At 59.9% G+C, this 23146-nt stretch carries 17 protein-coding genes; 12 read left to right on the top strand and 5 right to left on the bottom strand.

Translation table 11 applies throughout. The annotated features are described in order from the left end of the window. Positions 1–393: 393 nt before the first annotated feature. The 3 genes from KUV26_RS21750 to KUV26_RS21740 are packed head-to-tail and all read right to left on the bottom strand — an operon-like array spanning position 394 to position 4876. Positions 394–1434, bottom strand: a complete 1041-nt coding sequence (locus KUV26_RS21750) for a DNA adenine methylase (protein ID WP_222509986.1) — start codon at positions 1432–1434, stop codon at positions 394–396. Between the two features lie 16 nt (positions 1435–1450). Then, positions 1451–2788: a hypothetical protein gene (locus tag KUV26_RS21745; RefSeq protein ID WP_222509985.1), complete on the bottom strand. Its 1338-nt coding sequence runs from the start codon at positions 2786–2788 to the stop codon at positions 1451–1453. Positions 2789–2791: 3 nt separating this feature from the next. Continuing rightward, positions 2792–4876 (bottom strand): ATP-binding protein, encoded by a 2085-nt coding sequence (locus KUV26_RS21740; RefSeq protein ID WP_222509984.1) that lies wholly within the window; start codon positions 4874–4876, stop codon positions 2792–2794. A gap of 1445 nt (positions 4877–6321) precedes the next feature. Between KUV26_RS21740 and tnpC the strand changes: the two genes are divergently transcribed. Beyond that, positions 6322–7992 carry an IS66 family transposase gene (gene tnpC, locus KUV26_RS21735; RefSeq protein WP_222509983.1) on the top strand — a complete coding sequence of 557 codons (1671 nt, stop codon included), beginning with the start codon at positions 6322–6324 and terminating at the stop codon, positions 7990–7992. A 160-nt stretch (positions 7993–8152) separates the two neighbouring features. Here the strand turns inward: tnpC and KUV26_RS21730 are convergent, their stop codons facing one another. After that, complete coding sequence (locus KUV26_RS21730; RefSeq protein ID WP_222509982.1) at positions 8153–8776, bottom strand: hypothetical protein; 624 nt, start codon at positions 8774–8776, stop codon at positions 8153–8155. A 502-nt stretch (positions 8777–9278) separates the two neighbouring features. Continuing rightward, a complete protein-coding gene (locus KUV26_RS21725) occupies positions 9279–9959 on the bottom strand; it encodes a hypothetical protein (RefSeq protein WP_222509981.1) in 681 nt (226 codons plus the stop codon). A gap of 274 nt (positions 9960–10233) precedes the next feature. Between KUV26_RS21725 and KUV26_RS21720 the strand changes: the two genes are divergently transcribed. The 11 genes from KUV26_RS21720 to edd all read left to right on the top strand — a co-directional run bounded on the left by KUV26_RS21720 (position 10234) and on the right by edd (position 23143). After that, positions 10234–10908, top strand: a complete 675-nt coding sequence (locus KUV26_RS21720) for a hypothetical protein (RefSeq protein WP_222509980.1) — start codon at positions 10234–10236, stop codon at positions 10906–10908. A 111-nt stretch (positions 10909–11019) separates the two neighbouring features. Next, entirely contained in the window at positions 11020–12051 is a 1032-nt protein-coding gene (locus KUV26_RS21715; RefSeq protein ID WP_222509979.1) for a LacI family DNA-binding transcriptional regulator, read from the top strand. A 112-nt stretch (positions 12052–12163) separates the two neighbouring features. Beyond that, entirely contained in the window at positions 12164–13465 is a 1302-nt protein-coding gene (locus KUV26_RS21710) for an ABC transporter substrate-binding protein (RefSeq protein ID WP_222509978.1), read from the top strand. Between the two features lie 245 nt (positions 13466–13710). After that, positions 13711–14541: a carbohydrate ABC transporter permease gene (locus tag KUV26_RS21705; RefSeq protein WP_222482410.1), complete on the top strand. Its 831-nt coding sequence runs from the start codon at positions 13711–13713 to the stop codon at positions 14539–14541. A 10-nt stretch (positions 14542–14551) separates the two neighbouring features. Next, positions 14552–15382, top strand: a complete 831-nt coding sequence (locus tag KUV26_RS21700; RefSeq protein ID WP_222509977.1) for a carbohydrate ABC transporter permease — start codon at positions 14552–14554, stop codon at positions 15380–15382. Between the two features lie 12 nt (positions 15383–15394). Next, positions 15395–16399 (top strand): ABC transporter ATP-binding protein, encoded by a 1005-nt coding sequence (locus KUV26_RS21695; protein WP_222509976.1) that lies wholly within the window; start codon positions 15395–15397, stop codon positions 16397–16399. After that, positions 16396–17169: an L-iditol 2-dehydrogenase gene (locus KUV26_RS21690; RefSeq protein ID WP_222482400.1), complete on the top strand. Its 774-nt coding sequence runs from the start codon at positions 16396–16398 to the stop codon at positions 17167–17169. The genes KUV26_RS21695 and KUV26_RS21690 overlap by 4 nt, the downstream gene beginning before the upstream one ends. Continuing rightward, positions 17157–18692, top strand: a complete 1536-nt coding sequence (locus KUV26_RS21685; protein WP_222509975.1) for a mannitol dehydrogenase family protein — start codon at positions 17157–17159, stop codon at positions 18690–18692. Before KUV26_RS21690 ends, KUV26_RS21685 begins: the two co-directional genes overlap by 13 nt. Beyond that, complete coding sequence (locus tag KUV26_RS21680) at positions 18689–19615, top strand: carbohydrate kinase family protein (RefSeq protein ID WP_222509974.1); 927 nt, start codon at positions 18689–18691, stop codon at positions 19613–19615. Before KUV26_RS21685 ends, KUV26_RS21680 begins: the two co-directional genes overlap by 4 nt. Positions 19616–19787: 172 nt before the next feature. Then, entirely contained in the window at positions 19788–21239 is a 1452-nt protein-coding gene (gene zwf / locus KUV26_RS21675; protein ID WP_222509973.1) for a glucose-6-phosphate dehydrogenase, read from the top strand. Between the two features lie 92 nt (positions 21240–21331). Further along, positions 21332–23143 carry a phosphogluconate dehydratase gene (gene edd, locus KUV26_RS21670; RefSeq protein ID WP_222509972.1) on the top strand — a complete coding sequence of 604 codons (1812 nt, stop codon included), beginning with the start codon at positions 21332–21334 and terminating at the stop codon, positions 23141–23143. Positions 23144–23146 lie beyond the last annotated feature (3 nt).

Below are 23146 nucleotides of genomic sequence, written 5' to 3'. Positions count from 1 at the left end.
CCAACATCCCAATCTGTGCTCCCCGATAACCTCGGGGGCATGATTCACATCAGTGTAAGGGGGTCATTTTTGGACGCCGATTTCCCCGCTACGGGGTCAAAATTGCATGCCTGTTCACACGCATTATCCCTACTGCGAGCCCACGCAGCAAGAAAATCAAATTCACAGTATGGGCTCGGTCCCGACATTCTCCGCACTATCCACGAAGGTCCGCCTTCGTGTGCAGCTCGCAACCTGGGTCAGCGACGTGACACAAAAGTCGGTTTTGCCTGACACCTAACAGCTTAGTGCGCTGAGAGCATTAGCGGCCGGAGGTTTGGTAAGCGCGTTGACTTGGAATTTTCCATTTTACTCTGGGGCTTTAGGTCGCTGAACCAACTTCGTTAAATGGTGTTAGTCCAGCACAGGTTCGATCGGTCGAACAATTGCCCGAGGTGCTTGCACTTTCGGCCGACGGGCTTCGCTCAGAGCAGACACGCGGCTCGCCTCAGCCGCCTGCTTGAGGCGGTTCTCGATCTCGCCCAACCCGGCCCACTTTCGGCGACGTTTCCACGGATCAAGGATAAAGAGATACTCGTCATCCGTTCCAGCTTTCCGACGCACCCCCATGCTCGTCGCTCGCTTTAGGGTGATCCGGTAAGCATCGGGATAGATCTCGGCCAATTGGGAATAAGCGCCATTGGTCACGATGACTGTAGCACCTCGGCCAAGAGCTCTTCGGCACGCAGAAGACAGTCGTACCTGATCAGCCCAAGAAAAAACTGAAGGGCCATAGCGGTCGAAATGATCGCGATTAGGGTTCGAGTAAGTGGGATCACAGAAGACAACATCCCCGTCTCCTGCTCGGTCGATAGCGGCTTCGAAGTCTCCAACCGTAAGGTCAATATCTCCGGATAAAACTTGGGCGCATCCCTCAACGATCCCTTCTCGCCACAATACGTCCGGGCGCCTAGAGCCTCCTCCATAAGGAGTGTTAAATTGGCCTTGCTTGTTGGTCCGGTGAATGCCGCCATAACAGGTGCGATTGAGCCAAATCATTCGCACGGCACGCTCAAATGGGGATTTGGGTGCGAGTTCCCTGACTGCGTTGTAGGTTTCTCTATCTACCGGCAAGGAGGCTAAGGCTTTGACTAGGTAGTCAGGCACGTCGGCCACAGCCGCATGCGCCAAAACAAGGTCTTCATTTAGGTCGTTTAGGATCGCGCGGGCCGGAGCTGTTGCATAAAAGATCGCACCCGATCCCAGGAAGGGCTCGATGTAGGTGCCACCGCTCGTATCAAGATGACGTCTCAGTATCGGTGCGAGGCTGCGTGCGAGCCATCGTTTGCCGCCGGCCCAGCGGAGGAATGGCTTGCAGGCTTCCTGAACGACGGCCGCAGATTGCGTTTTGCCTTCTTTTATTTGTGCTTGGTTGCCCACGGCTTGAGACACCATCCCGCTCCTCCGATTGTTAAGCCCCGCCGCCCCGCATAAGTGACATCACGTACTCTTCCAAGATTCTGGAGGAGCGGCCGTTCGCGAGGCTGACCTGTCGGTTAGCATGCACAAGGGGTAGTAGAGCATTCGGATAGCGCGCGCTTGTCAGTCTCGATAGCGTCCGCACAATCTCTTCGAGCTCGGGAAAATCGGTAGGGACTGGGACTTCGGGCCCGCCATTGGCGAGAGTTGTAGCAGGTGTCTGAAGGGCCACTACGTGGGTCTCGGACAGTCGGACCCCAATTCTAGTGCCGTAGCTAACCCGGTCGCGATACCCCTCTGGATCATAGCTTCGGCCTTGGATCTCTTCCTTGATAAAGCGTCGTGGCGGCATAAAGACATCGCCTGGCTGCGGCACGGCTTGCGAAAAGTCCTCAAGGAATTCGGTCATTTGCCCGGTTTTCTCTACGCCAACAAGATGCATCGGAGAACCTTTAGCCCGTAGCCAATCGAGGTAACGCCGGATTCCGTCGACAACCCGAAATCCGGCGGCGCGGAGCATCAAAGACCCGTCCTTTATAAAAAGGATGTTGGCAAGCCGCGCGTCGCGGTTCGCTTTGGTCAGGAGCATTGGCAGACGGAAGAGGCACAAGACTTCCAGAACGCCCATGAAGCCATGCGCCACCTCTTCGCCCGGCGACTCTTCGCTGTCTGAATCTGACAATAGGCCGAGGTAGTCCGACAGATAGTGCGCGTGCGCGCAATGAGGGCAGCCGAAAATCTGCTTCGGCGGTAAGTCAAACTCCTGTCGGCAATCGAGGCACTTCATGGACCGCTTTGCGCGGGGCGCTCCCTGCGGCAGCCACCCCTCGAAGAGGAGAAACTCGAGCACGTCGTAGAGATCTGTAATACCCCGGCACAGAGTGGCGTTTATAACCTCCCGAAGCGTGTCCTTCATTGAGCGCGACCCCATGCGCACACCCCGAAGCGGCAGGTAGGCTGGCCGCAGCGTATGTCGGCCCAAGATGTCACTCATGTCCCGAGGATCCATGATCGGATCGGCCGCGAGCCTCTCAAGATCAGCAAGGCGGAGCAGGCTAGCCCCAGGGTTGATGAAGGACATGGCCTTCTCTCGGCGCACCGGGTTCGGCACGACCTGAAGTCCCGCATCTACGGTCACGATATCCTCGATCACTGGCGCTTGCGCGATATCAACGCGGAGGGTCGGCTCCGTTCCCGCAGGTGTGCGTGGCGCATCATCTACACGTAGGCTTTGCACCACGCTCTGGAGAACAGGGTGCTGAATCATCTCCATGTGCGCGATCTTGGAAGCCGCTTCGAAGCCGGCTCCGCCCCTTTTCTGATAGGGCATGGTTCAGTCTTCCCGTGATGGGTCCGGTGCTCCGGAGAATTTGCGGATTTGAACTGGCAAAGCGAAAGGCATCGAAAGCGTTTTGAGCCGTACATACCCCTTCGATGTGATCCGTTCGACATCGGCTGCTATATCGCGAAAGGCCCGCTTGTGCTGAAGTTCACGCACCTCGCGATCATCGTCGAGATGCGTGACGATAAAATTCTCAGTATTTTTTACTAAGTCAGGCGACAGCGTAGAGATCGACTGCGTGGCGTAAACAAGAGAGATATTGAACTTCGCGCCTTCCTTGGCAAGCTTGTTGTAGACGTTGTCTCCCAATCCGCGATCGTCACTCGGGAACAAGATGTGAGCTTCCTCAAAGTAGAGGATGACCATATCAGTTCCCAGAGCGCCTTCATTGAAGCGCCGCATCTGACTTGCCAGAAGCGAACGAGCTATCCGCTCGGCGATCGCTTTTCGTACCTTCTCGTCGCCCATGGACAGATCCAAAAAAACCGTCTTTCCGGAGTGCGCTTCTTCTATGACTTTGGTGAAGACGTTGGCCCCGCCCACCGCGTGGTATTCCTTGAAACGGGTGAATTTCTTTGGGCCTGACGCGCCCCGAGCCGCCCCATTCAAGATGGCCAAAAGGCCCGCTGCGGTCGGGTCAAAGTAAGGGTCGCCGGTCGTGCTGGACGCAGGGAACAGTTTGCGCCTATCCGACGCACTTGCATCCGCGTGTATTTCGGCAACCCTCTTCCAGACATTTGCTGCCACGCGGTAAGGCAGCATATTCTTCATTTTGCCATCGGCACCTTCAATGGTCTGCTTTAGCTGTTCGTCGGCAAGAAGTTGGTCCTTCACATCCTTCCTGAAATCCACCCAGATGTTTCCGGTCGGTGGCGGAAAGCCAGCTTCGGCGAGAATGGAGTACCAAATCCCCATTGTTCGCCAGTAACGCTTGTAGCCACTTTGATCGCTGGCGAGTGTTGGTGCTGATGCTAAAGGCTCAGGCTCCCACTCGCGGGCTGGTGCGATGTAGTCGGGAATACTGCTCCCGTACTCGCTTTCCCAAAGACTAAAAATCAGACTCTTACCTACGTCTGGGTTGGCATAGAAGTCGACTTTCAGGGAGGAAGGTTCCGGAAGACCAGAGCGTTTGTCACTTTCCCGCGGCATCGGGCTTAAGCTGTAGCGGACGCATTTCTTAGGGTAGCGTGCCGCGAGACATCCATCGTCTTGCTCGTTCCAGTACGTGTACTCTCCCGAGGGATCGAAGATGATCTGACCGGCTCTCCCGCCTGTGAGAACTGTGTCGGCAACAACCTTCATCGTGTTCGATTTGCCGAACCGAGTTTTACCGAAAAGCGCCGTTCTATGACCGTAAGTCTTTCCGGTGAAATCAGAAGGATCGATTTTGATTTCGACATGGCCTTGGGTCACGATGGAAGGGGTTTCCGTGTAGCGCAAGGTACCAATCTGGAGCGGATCTGGCGCTTCACTAAAGGCGTTTAGCATCTCCGAGAGATGATCGCGGATTGGAACGTAGACCTCGTATAGATGTGGCGCGAAGAAGGTATCCACGTCTGGGCCGAAGCCAATCTCCAGGTGCCCTTCCTCGGCAGCCTTGTCGTAAAAGGTGCCGACAATCCGACCCTTGAGAGCGGACCACTGGAATTCCTTGTCCGAGATTGGGTCGATATTGGCCTGACTTCTATGTAACTCGAAAACAGTCTGCTTGATGTCGCTATCTATCGGCGTCGGGATTGAGTCTGTGATGCGCACCATGATCAGGCGGTCGCAGGCCTTTCCTTCCGCCCTTGAAACCCGTGTCGGGGCTAGCCGCACTACCACGAGGGTGTTGCGGGGCACACCGCCGCAGTTGCGTTTCCACGCATCGCAGGTCACGATGGTAACATCGTCGTAAGAGAGGTTTAGGATAAAACCGAGAAGGTTTTCGTGATGTCCTGGCTGTGATCGTTCAGGTTGGTAGCTTCTGGCGATCTCGGCCACCGGACCCGCTTCACTTGTTGTCTCTTGCCCCGGCACATCCATTCCTTCAACGAGCTCCGCCTCGAAATCGCGTAGTTCTGTAAATCCTGGCATCTAGTCGTCTCCGAGCGGGCTGGCCCTCATAAAGAGTGCCTATGAAAAACAAAGCCCCCTCATCATCCGCAATGTCGTCCTGCTCTGCAATGCCAAGTAGTAAAAGTTTCCTAAGATCCTTTCGCATGTGGTTTAACGGCGGATGCTAACTGTAGCTGTTTGACCCATTTGGGCCCAGGCTTCATGCCGCCGCCTGCGATCATCACGGTCCGACAAACCCTAAGGAGCAGTGCCAAATTTAGTACTGGAAACTGTGTCCACGAGAGGCGCGAAAGATGGAGAGCGGTCGGTCCATTTCCTCTGCACCTTTTATCAGTATTCCTGAAATCGCTCACTTCGAATGAGGCAGGCCCAGAGTTGTCAACATTTTTTTGGGAATGACGGCGTTTTCTGGAAGGCCAACAAAGATTCTTTAACGAAAATTGCCGTCCTGATCCGGGCGGTTCGCCTGCCGCCCCTTCCTAGCTAACAGCCCTATGGGCTTTATAGGAAGGGGATTCTACAACCTGTTGATTGAAGGGTGCGCTTAAATAAATATCTTAAGTTGTAAAAATATCACAATCTTCCTGAGGCAAGGGCTTTCCCCACACTGCGCGGATTGCTCTTCGCAGCAGCAGCTGGGTAATCTCCGCCTATGATGCTGAACACTATCTCTCATATCACCCTCGCCGCCTGCGGACACATACGCTGATCCATCCAGGATCAGCGTGAGGGCACGTTCAGCCGTGCGGTTCCTCTGACAGCTTATTACCTCTCGAATCGTCTGCCGAAAAACGGCCGCCGGTCTGGGAATCTTGGGGGCCAGAAGCTCCCTGGTCATTGTACAAACGGAAACTTTGTGAAGGCGGCATCCGCTGTGGAGCCGTTTTCGCAAGTTTCCTGCACAGCAGCGAGGGAGCGCCAAGACCTGTAATTTGTGGGGGAATTGCAGCGAAGCACAATGTCTTCGTGTGCAGCGGGTGCGTTCTCCGAGACTATCGAAGCTGCAGTCCAATTTTCGCACAAGGCATTGATTTAAGTGAAATTATTCCATCTTCGCCCGAACCGGTGTAAACAGCCTCGCCACGAAGATCAGCAGAAGGAGAGACCAGAATGAAGACCTGAACTTCTTTAGAAACGAAAACACCGGAATGTTGGCGCATTCCGGCGTGATCGTTCGAGGCAGACCGAAACCCGCCAGCGTTGACACTGGTCCCTTAGCAAATCCTGCGATCCGTCGCAAGGCTTCTGCGTGGGCGACGGCCTTCCTCACCCAATAGGCACACTTCCCCAAATGGAAAGATGAGCGAACCGGCCCTGACCGTAAACGGCAGGGCGGGACGGACTGTCTTTGCCTGTCTTCACGGAATGGTGCCTCAGCGGGGCCAGCTTCGCGCAGCCCCGGTGTGTGACTCCCTGCGTCCGGTTGGCGGGCGGAGGCCGATACCCCATGAGGAAAATTTGCAATGACCATTCAAGAGCCCGGCTGGCTGCCGGGTCAGCAGGAAACGGATGCTGGCGAGCTGAGCCCTATTGGCTTTCTTTGCGACGGCATTCTCAGCGCTGTTCGCCAGCTTCCCAGCAGCCCTGAGGAAGCCACGGTTGAGATCGGCACACGGATCAGCAGCATTCTGTCGCTGTTCTCCGAGACTGAAGGCGAAGTCCAGTCTGCAAAACGGCGGATCTCTGCGCTCAAGAGCGATCTGCGCCGGGTGACGGAGCAATTGGCGGTGCTGCGCCAGGAGCATTTCGGGCAGAGCTCGGAAAAAGACCTCGGCGATCCCGCGGAAGATGACCTTGGCCTCGCGCTTGACGATGACCTTGACGATGAACCGAAGGAAAAACCCAAGGGTAAGCGCTCGCGCAAAGTGCCCAAGGATATCAAGGTCATCACCGTTGATCATTTCCCCGACGATATGAGCTGCGGCACATGCGGGCATGATCTCAAGACGATCAAGCGTGAGGAACGTGCCGGGAGCTTCCGGATCGTGCCGGAGCATGTGGTTCTGGTGAAAGACGTATATCACACCTGCGCGTGTAACCACGGGATCTGCAAGGAGAACAAACCCGTGGCTGCGAAATCCAAAAACTACATCATGAAGGGACGTAGTCTGGAGCCGGGATTTGCGGCCGAAGTTGCATGTCAGAAGTTTTTCGAGCATATCCCGCCCTATCGGCTGGAGCGGCGGTTCAGGAACGCCAACATCAACCTGGCCCGCCAAACGATCGACAAGGTTGTTGCTCACTTGGCAAAACATCTGGTGCCGGTCCAGGACGAGCTTCATGCGCATGTGCTTGCTGGTCATACCGCACAAATGGATGAGACCCCGGTGAAGGTTCAGGCGCCTGGAAAGGGAAAGTGCGACACCGGGTATTTTTGGGTGATCAACCGCGATGAACGCGATTGGAACTCGGAAGCCCGGCCTGCTGTGGTGTATCGCTATGCCCATTCCCGTGCCGGCGCAGTTGCAGAGGAATTGCTTTCTGGCGCGTCGCTCCGTTTCCTGCAGACTGACGGCTACTCGGGTTACAACTGTCTCTTTAAAGACAGCCGGGAGAATGACGGTCTGATGCCGGTGCGCTGCAATGCCCATGCACGGCGCAAGTTCTTCGAAGCCCATCTGGCAACCAAGAGCAAGCTGGCAGCCAAGGTCGTGCAGATGTACCGCAAAATGTATGCTGTCGAAAAGGCGGCCAAAGGCCTGCCCCCGGAGGCGCGCGAACAGTTGCGCCTCGAGAAAACCCTGCCCATCCTGACCGAGCTCAAAGCCATCCTGACGAAACATCAGGAAGACGCCACCGGGAAACTGAAAACGGCCATCAACTACACGCTCAACGCCTTTGACGGGCTGCCGCGGTTCGTGTTCGATGGCCGGCTTGAGATCGATAACAACGCAGTCGAACGCTGCATCCGCGGCATTGCTCTAACGAAGAAGAACTCGCTTTTCGCCGGGAACCATGAGGCGGCTGAAGTCTGGGCAACCTACTATTCGCTCATCGAAAGCGCGCGCCTGAACAAGGTCAACCCCCGCAGCTACCTGAACTGGGTGGTGCAGGAAATCGAGCGCAACCGCGGTGAGTTGGACTATGGCCAGCTGATGCCCTGGCACTGCCCGGTCGGCCGGATCGACGACTGACAGGCTATCACCGCCCTGCCTACAGGGCGGTGACGCATTCTCACACAGCCGGATCCCCATGCGGGGTTCCGGCCCAAAGCCGTGTCTGGACGGCTTCCCGGTGATACTTGCAAGTCTTCATAGCCTTAATCCGTTTAGCACTGCGCCCCCTTGTTCGAGCTTAGGCAGAAACTGGAACGAGTTCAGCGGCAAGCTCCAGTACAAGGCAGCTCACCGCCTCCCAGGCTTGATCCTGCGATTTCTTCCCGCGCAACTTGCGGGCCAGCGCGGACCCGCGGGCGGAGGCTTCCTGTGCCAGCAGCAGAAGGGCGATTTCCCGCATCTGATGCATGGCCAGATCGGCCTCGTTTTGCCCTAGCAGCCTTTTTAGTTCAGCCGGTGCCGCGCAGTCGAACAGCAGGCGCTTCAGGGCGGGCCCGTGTTTTGACGCCTCGGCCCAGGCAATACAGATGTCGGTCATACCCGCCATCTCGGAGTGAAAATCCTCAACCGGCATGCTTGCTGTCTGCCTGGAATAACCGGCCTGCCGCTCGACAAGGAGCTCCCGCTGGGCCGGGTCATAGGACATCACAAGCCCATCGAGCGACACGTCCGATGTAATGGGGGTTCCGAAGCGCTTGCGCAGGCTGAGCGCTTCCGCAAAGAGCACCAGCTGCAAAAGACCGGCCTGCGGCAGATCGCAGGAAATACGCTGGATGCCACTGCGGCCAGTGTGCTTGTAGTTGAGCGCGAGCCGGGCACCGCCGTCCTCCCGCGCCTCCATCGAAAATATCTTTGCAGCCATGGCGCGGGTTATATGGAAGGCTGCCGGACCTTCAAGCTGCGGCCGACAAGGTTCTGCGGTGCTAGGCAATCATGCGCCCAAGGTCCGGCAGAAAATGGAAGGGACGTGTTGCAAGAGCACCCTTGGCCATTCCGGATTCTTTCAGGCCACGCGGAAATACGGTGTTCAGCGAAGGGGAATCGCTTGGTCCGTCTTTGATTGGAGCGATAGTCTTGTGAATGCATGCCTGCAAAAAATTCGGCGGCGGCGGCAATTTCCGGGGCGGATACACCGCTTACCTTTTACCAGCAAAGCGAGGATGTGCGGATCCGTTACCAGGAAATCCGCGCTTTCGCGTCCGGCTCCGGCGGGATGTCCGGACAGGCGGCGGCAGGCCGGCATCAATACGCCCCGAGCCCGGCTCACGGCAGTTTATTTACCTATGAAAGAAAGAGACCGTTATGAATAAGAACCTTGCCATCCTGGCGGCCGCAGCCATGGCACCTGCGGCGGCCTATTTTGTCTACAGCAGCGCCGGGAGAAAAGTTGCATCCACGCAGCGCACCGTTCTGGAGTCCGGTGCCCCGCTCACCGAGGTCCAACTCCCGCCGGAGTTAAGCGAAACCGCCCCCATGAGCAGCGGCAGCATCATAGATGCTGCCTGGCGGCGGATTTCCCGGCCGAGACCGGCAGTGGACAGGGCGCAAAGGGCAGAACGGGCCAGCAGTGGGGCCCCAAGGGTGGGCAGGCGCAGGGCGATGCGCAGTGCCACGCGTGCGTTTGCACCGCGACCATAAACCGCCCATGCTGCCAGGCAGGCCAGACCGCCAAGGCTAAACATAAAGGACAGGAATTGCAGCTCGACGGCAGCAGGCAGGTTGCTTAGCAGTGCGACGGCGGCCGCTCCCGCCCATTCCCTGGCGCTTGGCCGCCGGGGCTTCATGGCCATGATCGCCGCCGAGAGTACCAGGGCAAAGACTGCAACTGAAATGCCGGGGAGCTGCTCCCAGAACAGCCAGTCGGCAATCGCAACCAATGACGCAAGAATGGGGATCGCGTGGCGCATCCGCAGCGAGGCCAGCAGCGCGCCGGCCCCATGAACTCTGTCAGACCGCCGTTGCGGCGGCCCGGCTGTTGTCTCCAGCCACCAGGCGTCGAGCCTGATGCTGTCGGGCACGCCGTGAATGATTATTTCCTGCCTCATGTCCTGTCTCCTGCTTGCAGTCTTCTTTGCCCGGCAGGATGCCTGCCCCCCTTGCAGCTTTGCCGCGCCGTCTCCGCAGGTTTCAGGGGGCTTTTGTGCAGGTTTCGTGCAGCGGCTCAGTGACCGCGCAGGTCTGGCCCGGGGCGGCAAGCTGCGCAGCCCCCGGTGGCTGGGTCCGGCCATTTACGGCCGCGACTGAGCACCCCGCCGCTCACCATTGCTGGCGCCGCACACCATGCTTGAAAGTCCGGCGGAATTCCCTGTAACTCGCGCCATGCCAGCAAAGATTTTCTCGATTGAAGCGCGGGAAGACGGCGGTGCCCGGCTCGCGCTCAACTACAAACACGCCGGGCGCAGCGGCATACAGCGTATCTCCTGCGATCTTTCGCAGGCCGGTTTGTTGCAGCTGGTGCTTTTTGCGGAAGCGCTCAGCCTGCACCAACGCTTTGGGCGCCCGGGGGCGCCGGATCTGTCCACTGACGGGTTGATCATCTCCTTTGACGCAGCGCGGGGGGATCTCAATGTTCAGCGGCAGGCCGGCTATTCCAAACAGACTGCGCGGTTGGCGGTTGAAGTCTTTCTTTCGGGAATGGCGGAGATGACTGACCTTTGCATTACCAGGGCGGAGACGTCAAAGCACGGGCCCGCTTTAAAGCGTTTGCTGGCGGACACCGCCGCGCCGGAAGGACTTGCACAGGATCTGGGGCAGGACGAGGCCGATCTGGCCATGCATCAGCTGCGCGAAATTGCGTTCCTGCTGCTGGTGCAGGACACCTCCGCCCGCAAGTCTGGCCTTGCCCGCAAGCTGCGAGGGAAGAAATCGCAGGATCAGGCGCGGTCAGCGGTCAATGCTCTGGTACTTGAGCTTGCGGCTGAACTTGTGGCGGTGTCTGCATGTGTTCCGTCAGGTGACCCGGGGACACCGCTGGAACGCCGTGCCGGCTGCTAGCGCCGCGAATTAGGGTGTTAAAGTTTTCGCGCGTCAACTAATGTGTCTGGAAGGGAGCGGCACGGCCGCACTGGCTGGGACACATCTTGTGCAATCGAAGCGAGCAACTTCATGGGTGACAAGAAGATCAAAAACATGGAGGAATTTGCGGCGGTCAGCGGCATTTCACGTCCAACGCTGTCGAAATTCTTCAATGACCCGTCCAGTGTGAGGGCGTCGACGCGGCAACGCATTGAAGCAGCGCTTGACTGCTACGATTACCGGCCCAACCTCTATGCCATCAACCAGAACCGGCGGCTGACCAAGAATATCGGGATCATTGTTCCCTACCTGGCTGACCCGTTCTTTGCGGAGATCGCGCGCAACATCGAGGAGCACATTCTGGGCACCGGATACCGGCCGGTACTGCTGGGCTCACACGGCAGCCCCGAGCAGGAGATCGAAAACCTGGAGAACCTGCGGCTGCTGAAGCCTGCCGGAGTACTTCTCGCGCCCCTGGGCCGGGCGTCGGACCAGGCGCGCATAGCTACTTTTTGCGAAGAAGTCCCCACGGTGCTGTTTGACGCCAGTGCCGGGACTTCGGGGGACGCATTCGTCGGGTCAAACAACGATCAAAGTGTTGGATTGATTGTGGATTACCTGTGCAGAACGGGAGAGCCGCCCGCATTCTTCGAGATGCAGACCCCCACGAACCCGAACGCCTACAAGCGGCGCCATGCTTATCTTGCGGCCATGGAGCGGCTGAACCACACACCGCATTTGATTCAGGCCGCAGGAGAAGGCTGGGAATTCGAAGAGATCGGTTTCCGGGAAGGAACCCGGGTGGTGCGCGACAGGAACTTGCCTACCAATACGATCCTTTGCAGCAATGACCGCTTGGCGATCGGCTTTCTGTCGGCGGCCTATGAGGCCGGAATACGGGTTGGCCTGGATGAAGACTGCAGCATGCGGGTTGCCGGGCATGATGACCATCCGTTCTCCCGATACACCTGCCCGACGCTGACGACCGTGTCACAGGATTACGAAGCCATTGCCCGCAAAAGCGCCGAGGCCTTGATGGCCCTCATTGAGGCCGGACAGGTGCCCGATTCGCGGGAGGTGACCCTGTTTGACGGCCGTCTGGTCATGCGCGGGTCCGCCTAAGCCGCTGATCTTCCCGGCAGGCATTAAAACTTTACGCGCGTAAAAAATAAATTGACGCCGGGGCACTGCTGCCGGTAACCTTGAAGGCGACATCTGAACAGGGAGGTAGAGGATGTTTGCAAAATACGCATTGAGTGCGGCAACGGCCATATCACTGATCGCGGCGGGCAACGCTTCTGCCGAGACCATCACTATCGCCACTGTCAACAATGGCGACATGATCCGGATGCAGGGTCTGACGGATGATTTCACCGAGAAGACTGGCCACGACGTCGAATGGGTGACACTGGAGGAAAACGTGCTGCGCCAGCGTGTGACCACCGACATCACCACCAAGGGCGGCCAGTTCGACATCATGACCATCGGCATGTACGAAACCCCGATCTGGGGCAAGAACGGCTGGCTGGTGCCGCTGGATGACTTACCTGCTGAATATGACGCCGATGATATCCTGCCGGCCATGCGCGGCGGCCTAAGCGTCGATGGCACGCTTTATGCCGCGCCGTTTTATGGCGAAAGCTCCATGATCATGTACCGGACCGACCTGATGGAGAAGGCGGGCCTTGAGATGCCAGACGCCCCGACCTGGGAGTTCGTCGCCGAGGCCGCCCGCGCCATGACCGACAAGGACAACGGGATCTATGGCATCTGCCTGCGCGGCAAGGCCGGCTGGGGCGAGAACATGGCCTTTTTGACCGCCACCGCCAACGCCTTTGGTGCGCGCTGGTTCGACGAGAACTGGCAAGCCCAGTTTGATCAGCCGGAGTGGAAGGAAACCCTGGAGTTCTACGTGAACCTGATGAACGACGCGGGCCCTCCGGGTGCGTCGAACAACGGCTTCAACGAGAACCTGTCGCTGTTCCAGCAGGGCAAATGCGGCATGTGGATCGACGCCACCGTGGCGGCGTCCTTCGTGACCAACCCCAACGACTCGACAGTCGCCGACAAGGTCGGTTTTGCGCTGGCGCCGGACACCGGCAAGGGCAAACGCGGTAACTGGCTCTGGGCCTGGGCGCTGGGTATCCCTGCAGGCACCCAGAAAACGGATGCTGCCAAGGAGTTCATACAGTGGGCCACCTCCAAGGAATACATTGAGCTGGTGGCCGCGAAAGAAGGCTGGGCCAACGTGCCGCCAGGTGCGCGCACCTCCCTGTATGAAGACCCCAACTACAAGGACGTGCCATTTGCCCGGATGACGCTGGAAAGCATCCTGTCGGCCGACCCCACCAATCCGACGGTAGACCCGGTTCCCTATGTCGGCATCCAGTTCGCAGCGATCCCCGAATTCGCCGGCATCGCAGGCCAGGTAGGCCAGGAATTTGCAGCTGCGCTGGCTGGTCAGCAAAGCGTCGATGAAGCCCTGGCCAAGGCTCAGGCACTGACCACCGACGAGATGGAAGCCGCAGGCTACTGATCTCCCGCACGGATACCCGGGGGCGGCCAGGCCGCCGCCCTCTGGCCCCAGCGATCCCCCAGAGCGCATAATCGTCCAAGGCGGCACGCGTGCCGTCAACGGAGGAGGTACACCAAATGGCAACGCAACACTCCCAACCCGCGGACCGGCTGACGATGGCCCCGCCCGCACCCGAGCCGGCAAGCCAGCCCGCTGCGGCGGACCACCAGAGCGGCACGAAACACGCCCGCACCGCAGCCCGGCTGATGATGGCGCCGGCCGTGATCCTGCTTCTGGGCTGGATGCTGGTGCCACTGACGATGACGCTCTATTTCTCGTTCAAGAAGTTCCTGCCGCTGCGGGGCGGCGACCTGGGCTGGGTCGGCTTTGACAACTACGTCCGCTTCGTTTCCTCCAGTGCCTTCTGGCCCAGCGTCCAGGCGACATTGGTGATCGTCGGCGGTGTTCTGGCGATTACCGTGGTCCTTGGCGTGCTGCTGGCGATCCTGCTCAATCAGCCGATGTGGGGCCGCGGTGTCGTCCGCATCCTTGTGATCGCGCCCTTCTTCGTGATGCCCACCGTATCGGCGCTGGTGTGGAAGAACATGTTCATGGACCCGGTCAACGGTCTGCTGGCGCATGTATGGCGGGCCTTCGGCGCCGAGCCGCTGGTCTGGCTGACCGAGGCGTCGACGCAGTCGATCATCCTGATCGTCAGCTGGCAGTGGCTGCCGTTCGCAACGCTGATCCTGCTGACCGCCATCCAGTCGCTGGACAGCGAACAGCTGGAAGCGGCAGAGATGGACGGCGCGCCGCCGGTGAAGCGCTTTGCCTACATCACCCTGCCGCACCTGTCGCGCGCCATCACCGTGGTGGTGCTGATCCAGACGATCTTCCTGCTTTCGATCTTCGCAGAAATCTTTGTCACCACCCAGGGCGCCTTTGGCACCAAGACCCTGACCTACCTGATCTTCCAGCGCGTGCTGGAGAGCCAGAACATCGGGCTCGGCTCGGCCGGCGGTGTCTACGCCATCATCCTCGCCAACATCGTTGCCATCTTCCTGATGCGCATCGTCGGCAAGAACCTGGACGCGTAAGGAGGCCCTCATGGCACGTGCAATCACATCGCAACGCAAAGCCCTGAATACTGCCCTGGCATGGGGTGTGGGCCTCTTGATCTTCTTCCCGATCCTCTGGACCATCCTGACCAGCTTCAAGACCGAAGCCCAGGCTATCAGCGACCCGCCGGTCTTCCTGTTCTTTGACTGGACGCTGGAGAACTACTCGGTGGTGCAGGAGCGCTCCGACTACGGCCGGTTCTTGTGGAATTCAATCATCATCGCCGGGGGCTCCACCATCCTGGGTATCATCATCGCGGTGCCCGCCGCCTGGTCGATGGCCTTTGTGCCCTCGAAGCGGACCAAAGACATCCTGTTGTGGATGCTGTCCACCAAGATGCTGCCAGCAGTTGGCGTTCTTTACCCGATCTACCTGCTGTTCATCAAACTGGGCTTGCTGGACACCAAGATTGGCCTCGTGATCGTGCTGATGCTGATCAACCTGCCGATCATCGTTTGGATGCTCTACACCTACTTCAAGGAAATCCCCGGGGAGATCCTCGAAGCGGCCCGGATGGATGGTGCCACCCTGCGCGAAGAGGTGCTGTATATCCTGACGCCAATGGCCATTCCCGGCATCGCCTCGACGCTGTTGCTGAATGTGATCCTGGCCTGGAACGAAGCCTTCTGGACGCTCAACCTGACTGCGGCCACGGCAGCACCGCTCACCGCCTTCATCGCCAGCTATTCCAGCCCTGAAGGTCTTTTCTACGCCAAGCTGAGCGCGGCCTCCACCATGGCCATTGCCCCGATCCTGATCCTCGGCTGGTTCAGCCAGAAGCAACTTGTCAGCGGCCTGACCTTCGGCGCTGTGAAATAAGGAGACGAAATCATGGGACGCATTACTCTGGACAAAGTCTCCAAAAGCTTTGGCGACGTGCAAGTCATCCCACCCCTGGACCTGACCATCGACGACGGCGAATTCACGGTCTTCGTTGGCCCTTCTGGATGCGGCAAGTCCACCCTGCTGCGGCTGATCGCCGGTTTGGAGGACGTATCCTCCGGCCAGATCCGCATCGACAAGCAGGACGCCACCCATGTTCCGCCCGCCAAGCGCGGCCTGGCGATGGTGTTTCAGTCCTACGCGCTCTATCCGCATATGTCGGTGCGCAAGAACATCGCTTTCCCGATGAAGATGGCCAAGGTCCCGGTTGAAGAACAGAACCGCCGCATCGAAGCCGCCGCCAATGCGCTGAACCTCACCGATTACCTGGACCGCCGTCCCGGCCAGCTGTCTGGCGGGCAGCGCCAGCGGGTGGCCATCGGGCGCGCCATCGTGCGGGAACCTTCGGCCTTTCTCTTCGACGAGCCGCTGTCGAACCTTGATGCGGCCCTGCGCGTGGGAATGCGGCTGGAGATCTCCGAACTGCATGAACGGCTGGAAACCACGATGATCTACGTGACCCATGACCAGGTCGAAGCCATGACCATGGCCGACAAAATCGTAGTGCTGCAAGCCGGGGTGATCGAACAGGTCGGCTCGCCGCTCGAGCTTTACCACACACCGCGCAATAAGTTCGTGGCCGGCTTCATCGGCTCACCCAAGATGAACTTCATCGAGGGCAAAGAAGCCGCTAAACACGGCGCCCACACCATTGGCATCCGTCCCGAGCATATCGAGGTGTCCGGCGAGGCAGGCACCTGGTCGGGTGTGGTCAGCGTCTCAGAACATCTGGGCTCGGACACATTCTTTCACGTCCACGGCACCGGTCTGGCAGAAACCATCACCGTGCGCGCTGACGGCGAAGTCGGGTTCCGCCACGGAGACCGCATCTTCATGACCCCGCGCGCCGATGTGATTCACAAATTTGACGCTGAAGGGCTGCGGATCGCATGAAACGGCTGGCAGGCAAAACAGCGCTGATCACCGGCAGCGCCCGCGGGATCGGCCGCGCCTTCGCGGAGGCTTATGTCCGCGAAGGGGCCCGTGTAGCCATTGCTGATATTGATTTCGACGGCGCGCAGACAGCAGCTGAGGAACTGGGTGGCGGGTCGATTGCCGTCCGGCTGGATGTCACCGATCAGACCAGTATCGAACAGGCCGTTGCCGAAACGGTCTCAGAGCTGGGGCGGATTGACATCCTGATCAACAACGCGGCCGTCTTCACCGCCGCTCCGGTTAGTGAAATCACACGCCAAGACTATGAGCGCACCTTTGCGGTCAATGTCGCCGGAACTCTGTTCACTCTGCAGGCAGTGGCCCGGCACATGATTGAACGCGGCGAGGGCGGCACGATCATCAACATGGCCAGCCAGGCGGGCCGGCGCGGAGAACCGCTGGTTGCCGTCTATTGCGCCACCAAGGCTGCCATCATCAGCCTGACCCAATCCGCCGGCCTCAATCTGATCCGGCACGGGATCAACGTGAACGCCATCTCTCCCGGCGTGGTGGAGGGTGAGCACTGGGACGGCGTCGATGCGCTCTTTGCAAAATATGAGGGCAAGGCGCCGGGTCAGAAGAAGCAAGAGGTGGCGCAGGCGGTGCCCTATGGGCGCATGGGGCGGGCGGACGATCTCACCGGCATGGCCGTTTTTCTGGCTTCTGACGAGGCCAGCTACGTCGTCGCCCAAACCTACAACGTGGACGGTGGACAATGGATGAGCTGATGGAACGCGAAACAGCACAACTTACTCCGGTTAAACTGAGCCAGGAGGCGCTGAAGGATCTGCCCGAAGGTATTGCAGGTCCCGGATACGACCGCGCCTCACTGAAGCCGGGGATCATCCACATCGGCCTCGGCAATTTCCACCGTGCGCACCAGGCCTGGTATCTGCACCGGCTGATGCAGAAGGGCCTGGCAAAGGATTGGGCCATCATCGGCGCCGGGGTACGCCCGTATGATGCCGCGATGCGGCAGAAACTGCTGGCGCAGGATTGCCTGACCACCCTGATTGAACTAGCGCCTGGCAGCGTTTCGGCCGAGATCACTGGATCGATGATCGATTACCTGCCGATAGAAGACGGGAACGGCGCGCTGATCCGCGCCATGGCCGATCCCGCAATTCGTATCGTGTCGCTGACCGTGACCGAAGGCGGTTATTTCTTGGACCCGGCAACCGGCGGGCTGGATGTGCGGCACCCCGACATTCGTCATGACGTGGAGAATCCAACCCGTCCCTGCACTGTTTTCGGAGCCATTGCAGCTGCGCTGAAAACCAGGCGCGATGCCGGAGCCGGCCCATTTACCGTTCAAAGTTGCGACAACCTCCGCGGCAATGGCAACGCCACCCGGCAAGCGGTGGTCTCGCTGGCAAGGCTCACCGACCCGAAGCTGGCGGATTGGATCGATCAGACCTGCAGTTTCCCGAATTCGATGGTCGACTGCATTGTGCCCGCAACCGGTCCCGTCGAAATTGCCCTTGCCCGTAAACTGGGCATCGAAGATGCCGTCCCCGTCACCCATGAAAACTACCGCCAATGGGTGATTGAGGATGACTTCTGCGCGGGTCGGCCCGACTGGAATAAGGCCGGGGCAGTGTTCACACCCTCTGTGCATGACTACGAGGTGATGAAAATCCGCATTTTGAATGCGGGCCACCAGGTTTTGGCCAATGCCGGAGAGATGCTGTCGGTAGAGACCATCGCCGATTGTATGGAGCATCCGCTGATTGCCGCGTTGTTCCAAAAGGTCCAGCAAGAGGAGATTGCCCCTTACGTTGCAGCGGTTCCGGGAATGAACCCGCAAGACTATGCCGAACTGATCGAGCGGCGGTTTTCCAACGCCGCCATCCGCGACACGGTCCGGCGGGTAGCCTTTGACGGCTCCTCCCGGCACCCGGGATTTGTCCATCCCATTCTGCGGGATGCGCTGGCAGCAGGCGGCCCGATCGCAGGCCTGAGCCTCGTCGAGGCGCTTTGGGCGCGCATGTGTGCAGGCACCCGGGAGGACAGCACCGGGATTGAGGCCAACGACCCCCATTGGGAAGCGCTGGCTGAGGCTGCAATGGCCGCAAGGCTGCGTCCGCAAGCCTGGCTCGAACAGCATGATATCTACGGTGATCTGGCCGGCAACCAATGGTTCGCTGTGGAGTTTTCGCGCTGGCTCAGCCTGATCTGGTCGGAAGGATGCGAAGCTGCTTTACGCGCCTATACCGGGCATGAGCAGGCCCAGGGGAGCTTGGACACATGATCCTATGCAGCGGAGAAGCCCTGATTGACATGGTCCCCGCGCCAACTGGGGACGGACCGGACGGGTTTGTGCCTCATCCCGGAGGGGCGGTGTTCAATACAGCAATTGCGTTGGGGCGGCTTGGGGTGCGGGCCGGGATGCTGACCGGCCTGTCTACCGACATGTTCGGGCGGCAGCTGGCCGAGTCGCTGAAGGCCAGTCATGTTGACACTTCGCTGGTGATCCAGTCCGGCCGCCCCACCACACTGGCCTTTGTCCGCCTGGTGGATGGCCATGCCACCTATTGCTTCTTCGACGAGAACTCAGCCGGGCGCATGCTTGAGTCTGGCGACATGCCCAAGCTCCCTCAGGAGGTCTCGGCCCTGTTTTTCGGTGGGATCAGCCTGGCCTCTGAGCCTTGCGCCGATGCCTATGCCGCGCTGCTGGATCGCGAAGCCACGGATCGCGCAGTGATGATTGACCCGAACATCCGCCCCAGGTTCATCAAGGACATCGCGAGGTACCGCGCAAGGCTGGACCGCATGGTGGCGCAGGCGGATATCGTGAAGGTTTCCGACGAAGACCTGAACTGGCTGCTGCCGGACCCGCTGTCGCTGAGCGAGAAAGTGTCCATCCTTCTGGAACGGGGGCCATCCGCTCTGATCCTGACCCGCGGCGGCGAAGGGGCGACCGGGTATCTTGCGAACGGCGGCGAAGTGCGTGTGCCTGCTGTTCGGGCCAAAATATCCGACACCGTCGGGGCCGGCGACACCTTCAATGCGGGCGTTCTTGCCAAACTGTCCGAGCTTGGCCGGCTAACGAAACCGGAGCTGGCTGCTTTGCCGCCTGACGTTCTGCAGCAGGCAATGGAGCAGGGTGCGAAAGTGGCGGCGATTACCGTGTCGCGCGCCGGCGCCAACCCACCCTGGGCCGGAGAGCTGTAAATGCACACTTTCTTGTCCTCTTTTTCGCTCAGAAATGTTAGCGCTACCGACGAGGATTCAATTTATGAACCCGCAGCAAAGCCGTCAGGAGAAAACGCCATGACCATCCAGTTCGCCGCCATTGGCCGCAAGCCGCGGGCCGGGGCGCCCTTCAAGCGGGTGGGCTAAGCTGATGGTGTCCCGTGTCATCCCCGTCGATCCCTTTGACCTGATCCTGTTCGGTGCCACCGGCGATCTTGCACGCCGCAAAATTCTGCCTGGCCTATTTCACCGGTTTGCGGTGGGGCAGATGCCGGAGGGGGCACGCATCATCGGTACTGCCCGCTCAGCGATGAACCGGGCGGAGTTCACCGAGGCGGTGCATGCCAGCCTGCTGGAATTTGCGCCGCAGGCGGCCAAACAGTCAGCCCTGCTGGAAAAGTTCCTTGCCAGCGTGGAGTACGTTCGTGTCGATGCCGGAGGCGAGGACGATTGGGACACACTTGCCGAGGCAATCAGGCCAGATGTGGTGCAGGCGTTCTATCTCTCGGTCTCGCCTGCGCTGTTCGGCTCCATCGCGTCCAATCTGAAAAGCCGGGGCATCGCATCGGCAAACAGCCGGGTTGTGGTGGAAAAGCCCTTCGGTCACGATCTGGCTTCGGCGCGGGATTTGAATGCGGATCTGCGCCGCAACTTCGACGAGCATCAGATCTACCGGATCGACCACTATCTGGGCAAAGAAACCGTGCAGAACCTGATGGCGCTGCGCTTTGCCAACGCCCTGTGGGAGCCTTTGTGGAACTCCACCCATGTGGACCATGTGCAAATCACCGTGGCCGAAAGCCTCGGCGTCGAGGGGCGCGGCGAATATTACGACCGCTCCGGTGCGATGCGGGACATGGTGCAGAACCACCTGATGCAGCTCTTGTGTCTGACCGCGATGGAGCCGCCGTCGCGCTTTACCTCCGACGCGGTGCGCGATGAGAAGGTCAAGGTGATCGAGGCGCTGGAACCGGTGGCGCCATCGGACATCGTGCGCGGCCAGTACCGCGCCCAAGGCAGCGCGGGCAGCTACTGCGACCATGCCGGCAACCCGCACAGCAGCACCGAAAGCTTCATCGCCATGAAAGTGAATATCGGTAACTGGCGGTGGGCGGGCACGCCGTTCTACCTGCGCACGGGCAAAAAACTGCGGGCGCGCTGTTCCGAAATTGCGGTGGTGTTCCGCGACCCGCCGCACATGATCTTTCCGGACATGGACGGGCGGCGCAGCAACGCAATGATTATTCGCCTGCAGCCGGATGAAGGCATCACCCTGCGCAACACGATCAAGGAGCCGGGTCCGGGCGGTTTCCGTCTGGCGGAGGTGTCGCTGGACATGACCTTTGCCGAGGCGCTGGGGGGACGCGCTGAACCCCAAGATGCCTATGAACGTCTGATCATGGACGTGATCCGCGGCGACCAGACCCTGTTCATGCGCGGCGATGAGGTCGAGGCAGCCTGGACCTGGGCGGATCCCATCATTGCCGCTTGGGAAGACGCCGGGCCTGCCCCGTCTCCGTACGATCCGGGAGGGGCTGGCCCCGAGGACGCCCTGATGCTGCTGCACCGCGAGGACCGGCGGTGGCGCGAGATCGGGGGTTGAGCAATGCATCAGGATTGCACGAGCCCCGCCCCGGCCAAACCTCACCTCCTCTGTAACGTCCCGCCAATCCGTTTTCCCAAGGGAGCGCACCAATGAGCCAGCTCAACGACATTCTTCTGCGCGTGACCGATCGCATCATTGCCCGCAGCGAAACCACCCGGGCCGCGTATCTGGATCAAATGAAGCGCGCCGCGGCAAAGGGCCCTGCCAGGGGGCATCTGTCCTGCAGCGGCCAGGCCCATGCCTACGCCGCTTCGGGTGGTGACAAAGCGCATTTGGTCGAGCGCAAGGCAGGCAACCTCGGCATCGTCACCGCCTATAACGACATGCTGTCGGCACATCAGCCCTTTGAACATTATCCGGCCCTGATCAAGCAGGCAGCCCGCGAGGCGGGCGGCACCGCGCAGGTGGCGGGCGGGGTGCCTGCCATGTGCGATGGCGTCACCCAGGGGGAGGCGGGCATGGAGTTGAGCCTGTTTTCCCGCGATGTGATTGCGCTGGCGGCCTCAGTTGCGCTCAGCCACGCGACATTCGACGCTGCGGTCTATCTGGGGGTTTGCGACAAGATCGTGCCCGGGCTGGTCATTGCCGCCCAGGCCTTCGGCCATCTTCCCACTGTCTTCCTGCCCGCGGGGCCCATGACCAGCGGATTGGCCAATGACGAAAAGGCCAAAGTCCGCCAGCAGTTTGCAGCGGGTGAAGTTGAACGGGATACGCTGCTGGCTGCTGAGATGGCCGCCTATCACGGGCCGGGCACCTGCACCTTTTACGGCACAGCCAACACCAACCAAATGCTGATGGAATTCATGGGGCTGCACCTGCCAGGCGCCAGCTTCGTGCCGCCGGACAGCGCGCTGCGCGATGCCCTGACCCAGGAAGGCGCCAAACGCGCCTTGTCGCTCAGTGCGCTTGGCAATCACTACACGCCAGTCTGCAGCATTCTTGATGAAAGGGCCTTTGTGAACGGGATCGTCGGGCTGAATGCCACTGGCGGTTCGACCAACCTTCTAATCCACCTGGTGGCCATGGCACGTGCGGGCGGGATCGTGCTCGACTGGCAAGATTTCTCGGATCTCTCCGAAGTCACCCCGCTAATGGCACGGGTCTATCCCAACGGGCTTGCGGATGTGAACCATTTCCATGCCGCAGGCGGCCTTGGTTACATGATCGGCCGCTTGCTGGAAGCCGGGCAGCTGCATCCGGACACCATGACCGTGGCAGGCGAGGGGCTGGAGATTTACACTCAGGAGCCTGTGCTGGACGATGGCGTCCTGGCCTGGCGCAAGGGTGCGGGCCGCAGTCTGAACGAGGCCATCCTGCGCCCGCCGCACGACCCGTTCCAGCCGACCGGCGGTCTGAAGCGTTTGACCGGCAATCTTGGCACCGCGGTCATGAAGGTTTCTGCCGTGGCGCCTGAACATCAGGTAGTCGAGGCGCCGGTGCGCGTCTTTGCCGATCAGAACGAAGTCAAAGCCGCTTTCAAAGCCGGTGAATTCACCGGGGATGTGATAGTGGTCGTGCGCTTCCAGGGGCCAAAGGCCAACGGCATGCCTGAGCTGCACAGCCTGACGCCGCTGCTGGCGATCCTGCAGGGCCGCGGCCAGAAGGTTGCACTGGTCACCGATGGCCGCATGTCCGGCGCCTCTGGAAAGGTGCCTGCGGCGATCCATGTCAGCCCTGAAGCCGTCGACGGCGGCGCAATTGCCCGCCTGCAGGACGGCGACCTCCTATGTGTGGATGCCATGGCCGGAACACTCGAAATCCTGACCGAAGGTGTCCGCGAACGCCCGGCGGCGTCTGCAGACCTGACCGCCAATCAATCCGGAACCGGCCGCGAGCTGTTCGCAGCCTTCCGTAACTCTGTCAGCGCCGCAACGGACGGCGCCTCCATTTTCGGAGCCTGATCC

Source organism: Leisingera daeponensis (assembly GCF_019801465.1).
In the GTDB taxonomy this organism is placed as follows: domain Bacteria; phylum Pseudomonadota; class Alphaproteobacteria; order Rhodobacterales; family Rhodobacteraceae; genus Leisingera; species Leisingera daeponensis_A.
Note: the sequence above shows the minus strand (reverse complement) of the source record. Positions and strands in the feature narration are given on the sequence as shown.

Excerpts from the sequence above, each read along its gene's own strand:
- zwf (WP_222509973.1), top strand. The coding sequence starts at position 19,788 with ATGGTGTCCCGTGTCATCCCCGTCGATCCCTTTGACCTGATCCTGTTC.
- KUV26_RS21705 (WP_222482410.1), top strand. The coding sequence starts at position 13,711 with ATGATGGCGCCGGCCGTGATCCTGCTTCTGGGCTGGATGCTGGTGCCA.
- KUV26_RS21695 (WP_222509976.1), top strand. The coding sequence starts at position 15,395 with ATGGGACGCATTACTCTGGACAAAGTCTCCAAAAGCTTTGGCGACGTG.
- KUV26_RS21745 (WP_222509985.1), bottom strand. The coding sequence starts at position 2,788 with ATGCCCTATCAGAAAAGGGGCGGAGCCGGCTTCGAAGCGGCTTCCAAG.
- KUV26_RS21720 (WP_222509980.1), top strand. The coding sequence starts at position 10,234 with ATGCCAGCAAAGATTTTCTCGATTGAAGCGCGGGAAGACGGCGGTGCC.
- KUV26_RS21710 (WP_222509978.1), top strand. The coding sequence starts at position 12,164 with ATGTTTGCAAAATACGCATTGAGTGCGGCAACGGCCATATCACTGATC.
- KUV26_RS21750 (WP_222509986.1), bottom strand. The coding sequence starts at position 1,434 with ATGGTGTCTCAAGCCGTGGGCAACCAAGCACAAATAAAAGAAGGCAAA.
- KUV26_RS21730 (WP_222509982.1), bottom strand. The coding sequence starts at position 8,776 with ATGGCTGCAAAGATATTTTCGATGGAGGCGCGGGAGGACGGCGGTGCC.
- KUV26_RS21680 (WP_222509974.1), top strand. The coding sequence starts at position 18,689 with ATGATCCTATGCAGCGGAGAAGCCCTGATTGACATGGTCCCCGCGCCA.
- edd (WP_222509972.1), top strand. The coding sequence starts at position 21,332 with ATGAGCCAGCTCAACGACATTCTTCTGCGCGTGACCGATCGCATCATT.
- KUV26_RS21690 (WP_222482400.1), top strand. The coding sequence starts at position 16,396 with ATGAAACGGCTGGCAGGCAAAACAGCGCTGATCACCGGCAGCGCCCGC.
- KUV26_RS21740 (WP_222509984.1), bottom strand. The coding sequence starts at position 4,876 with ATGCCAGGATTTACAGAACTACGCGATTTCGAGGCGGAGCTCGTTGAA.
- tnpC (WP_222509983.1), top strand. The coding sequence starts at position 6,322 with ATGACCATTCAAGAGCCCGGCTGGCTGCCGGGTCAGCAGGAAACGGAT.
- KUV26_RS21685 (WP_222509975.1), top strand. The coding sequence starts at position 17,157 with ATGGATGAGCTGATGGAACGCGAAACAGCACAACTTACTCCGGTTAAA.
- KUV26_RS21725 (WP_222509981.1), bottom strand. The coding sequence starts at position 9,959 with ATGAGGCAGGAAATAATCATTCACGGCGTGCCCGACAGCATCAGGCTC.
- KUV26_RS21700 (WP_222509977.1), top strand. The coding sequence starts at position 14,552 with ATGGCACGTGCAATCACATCGCAACGCAAAGCCCTGAATACTGCCCTG.
- KUV26_RS21715 (WP_222509979.1), top strand. The coding sequence starts at position 11,020 with ATGGGTGACAAGAAGATCAAAAACATGGAGGAATTTGCGGCGGTCAGC.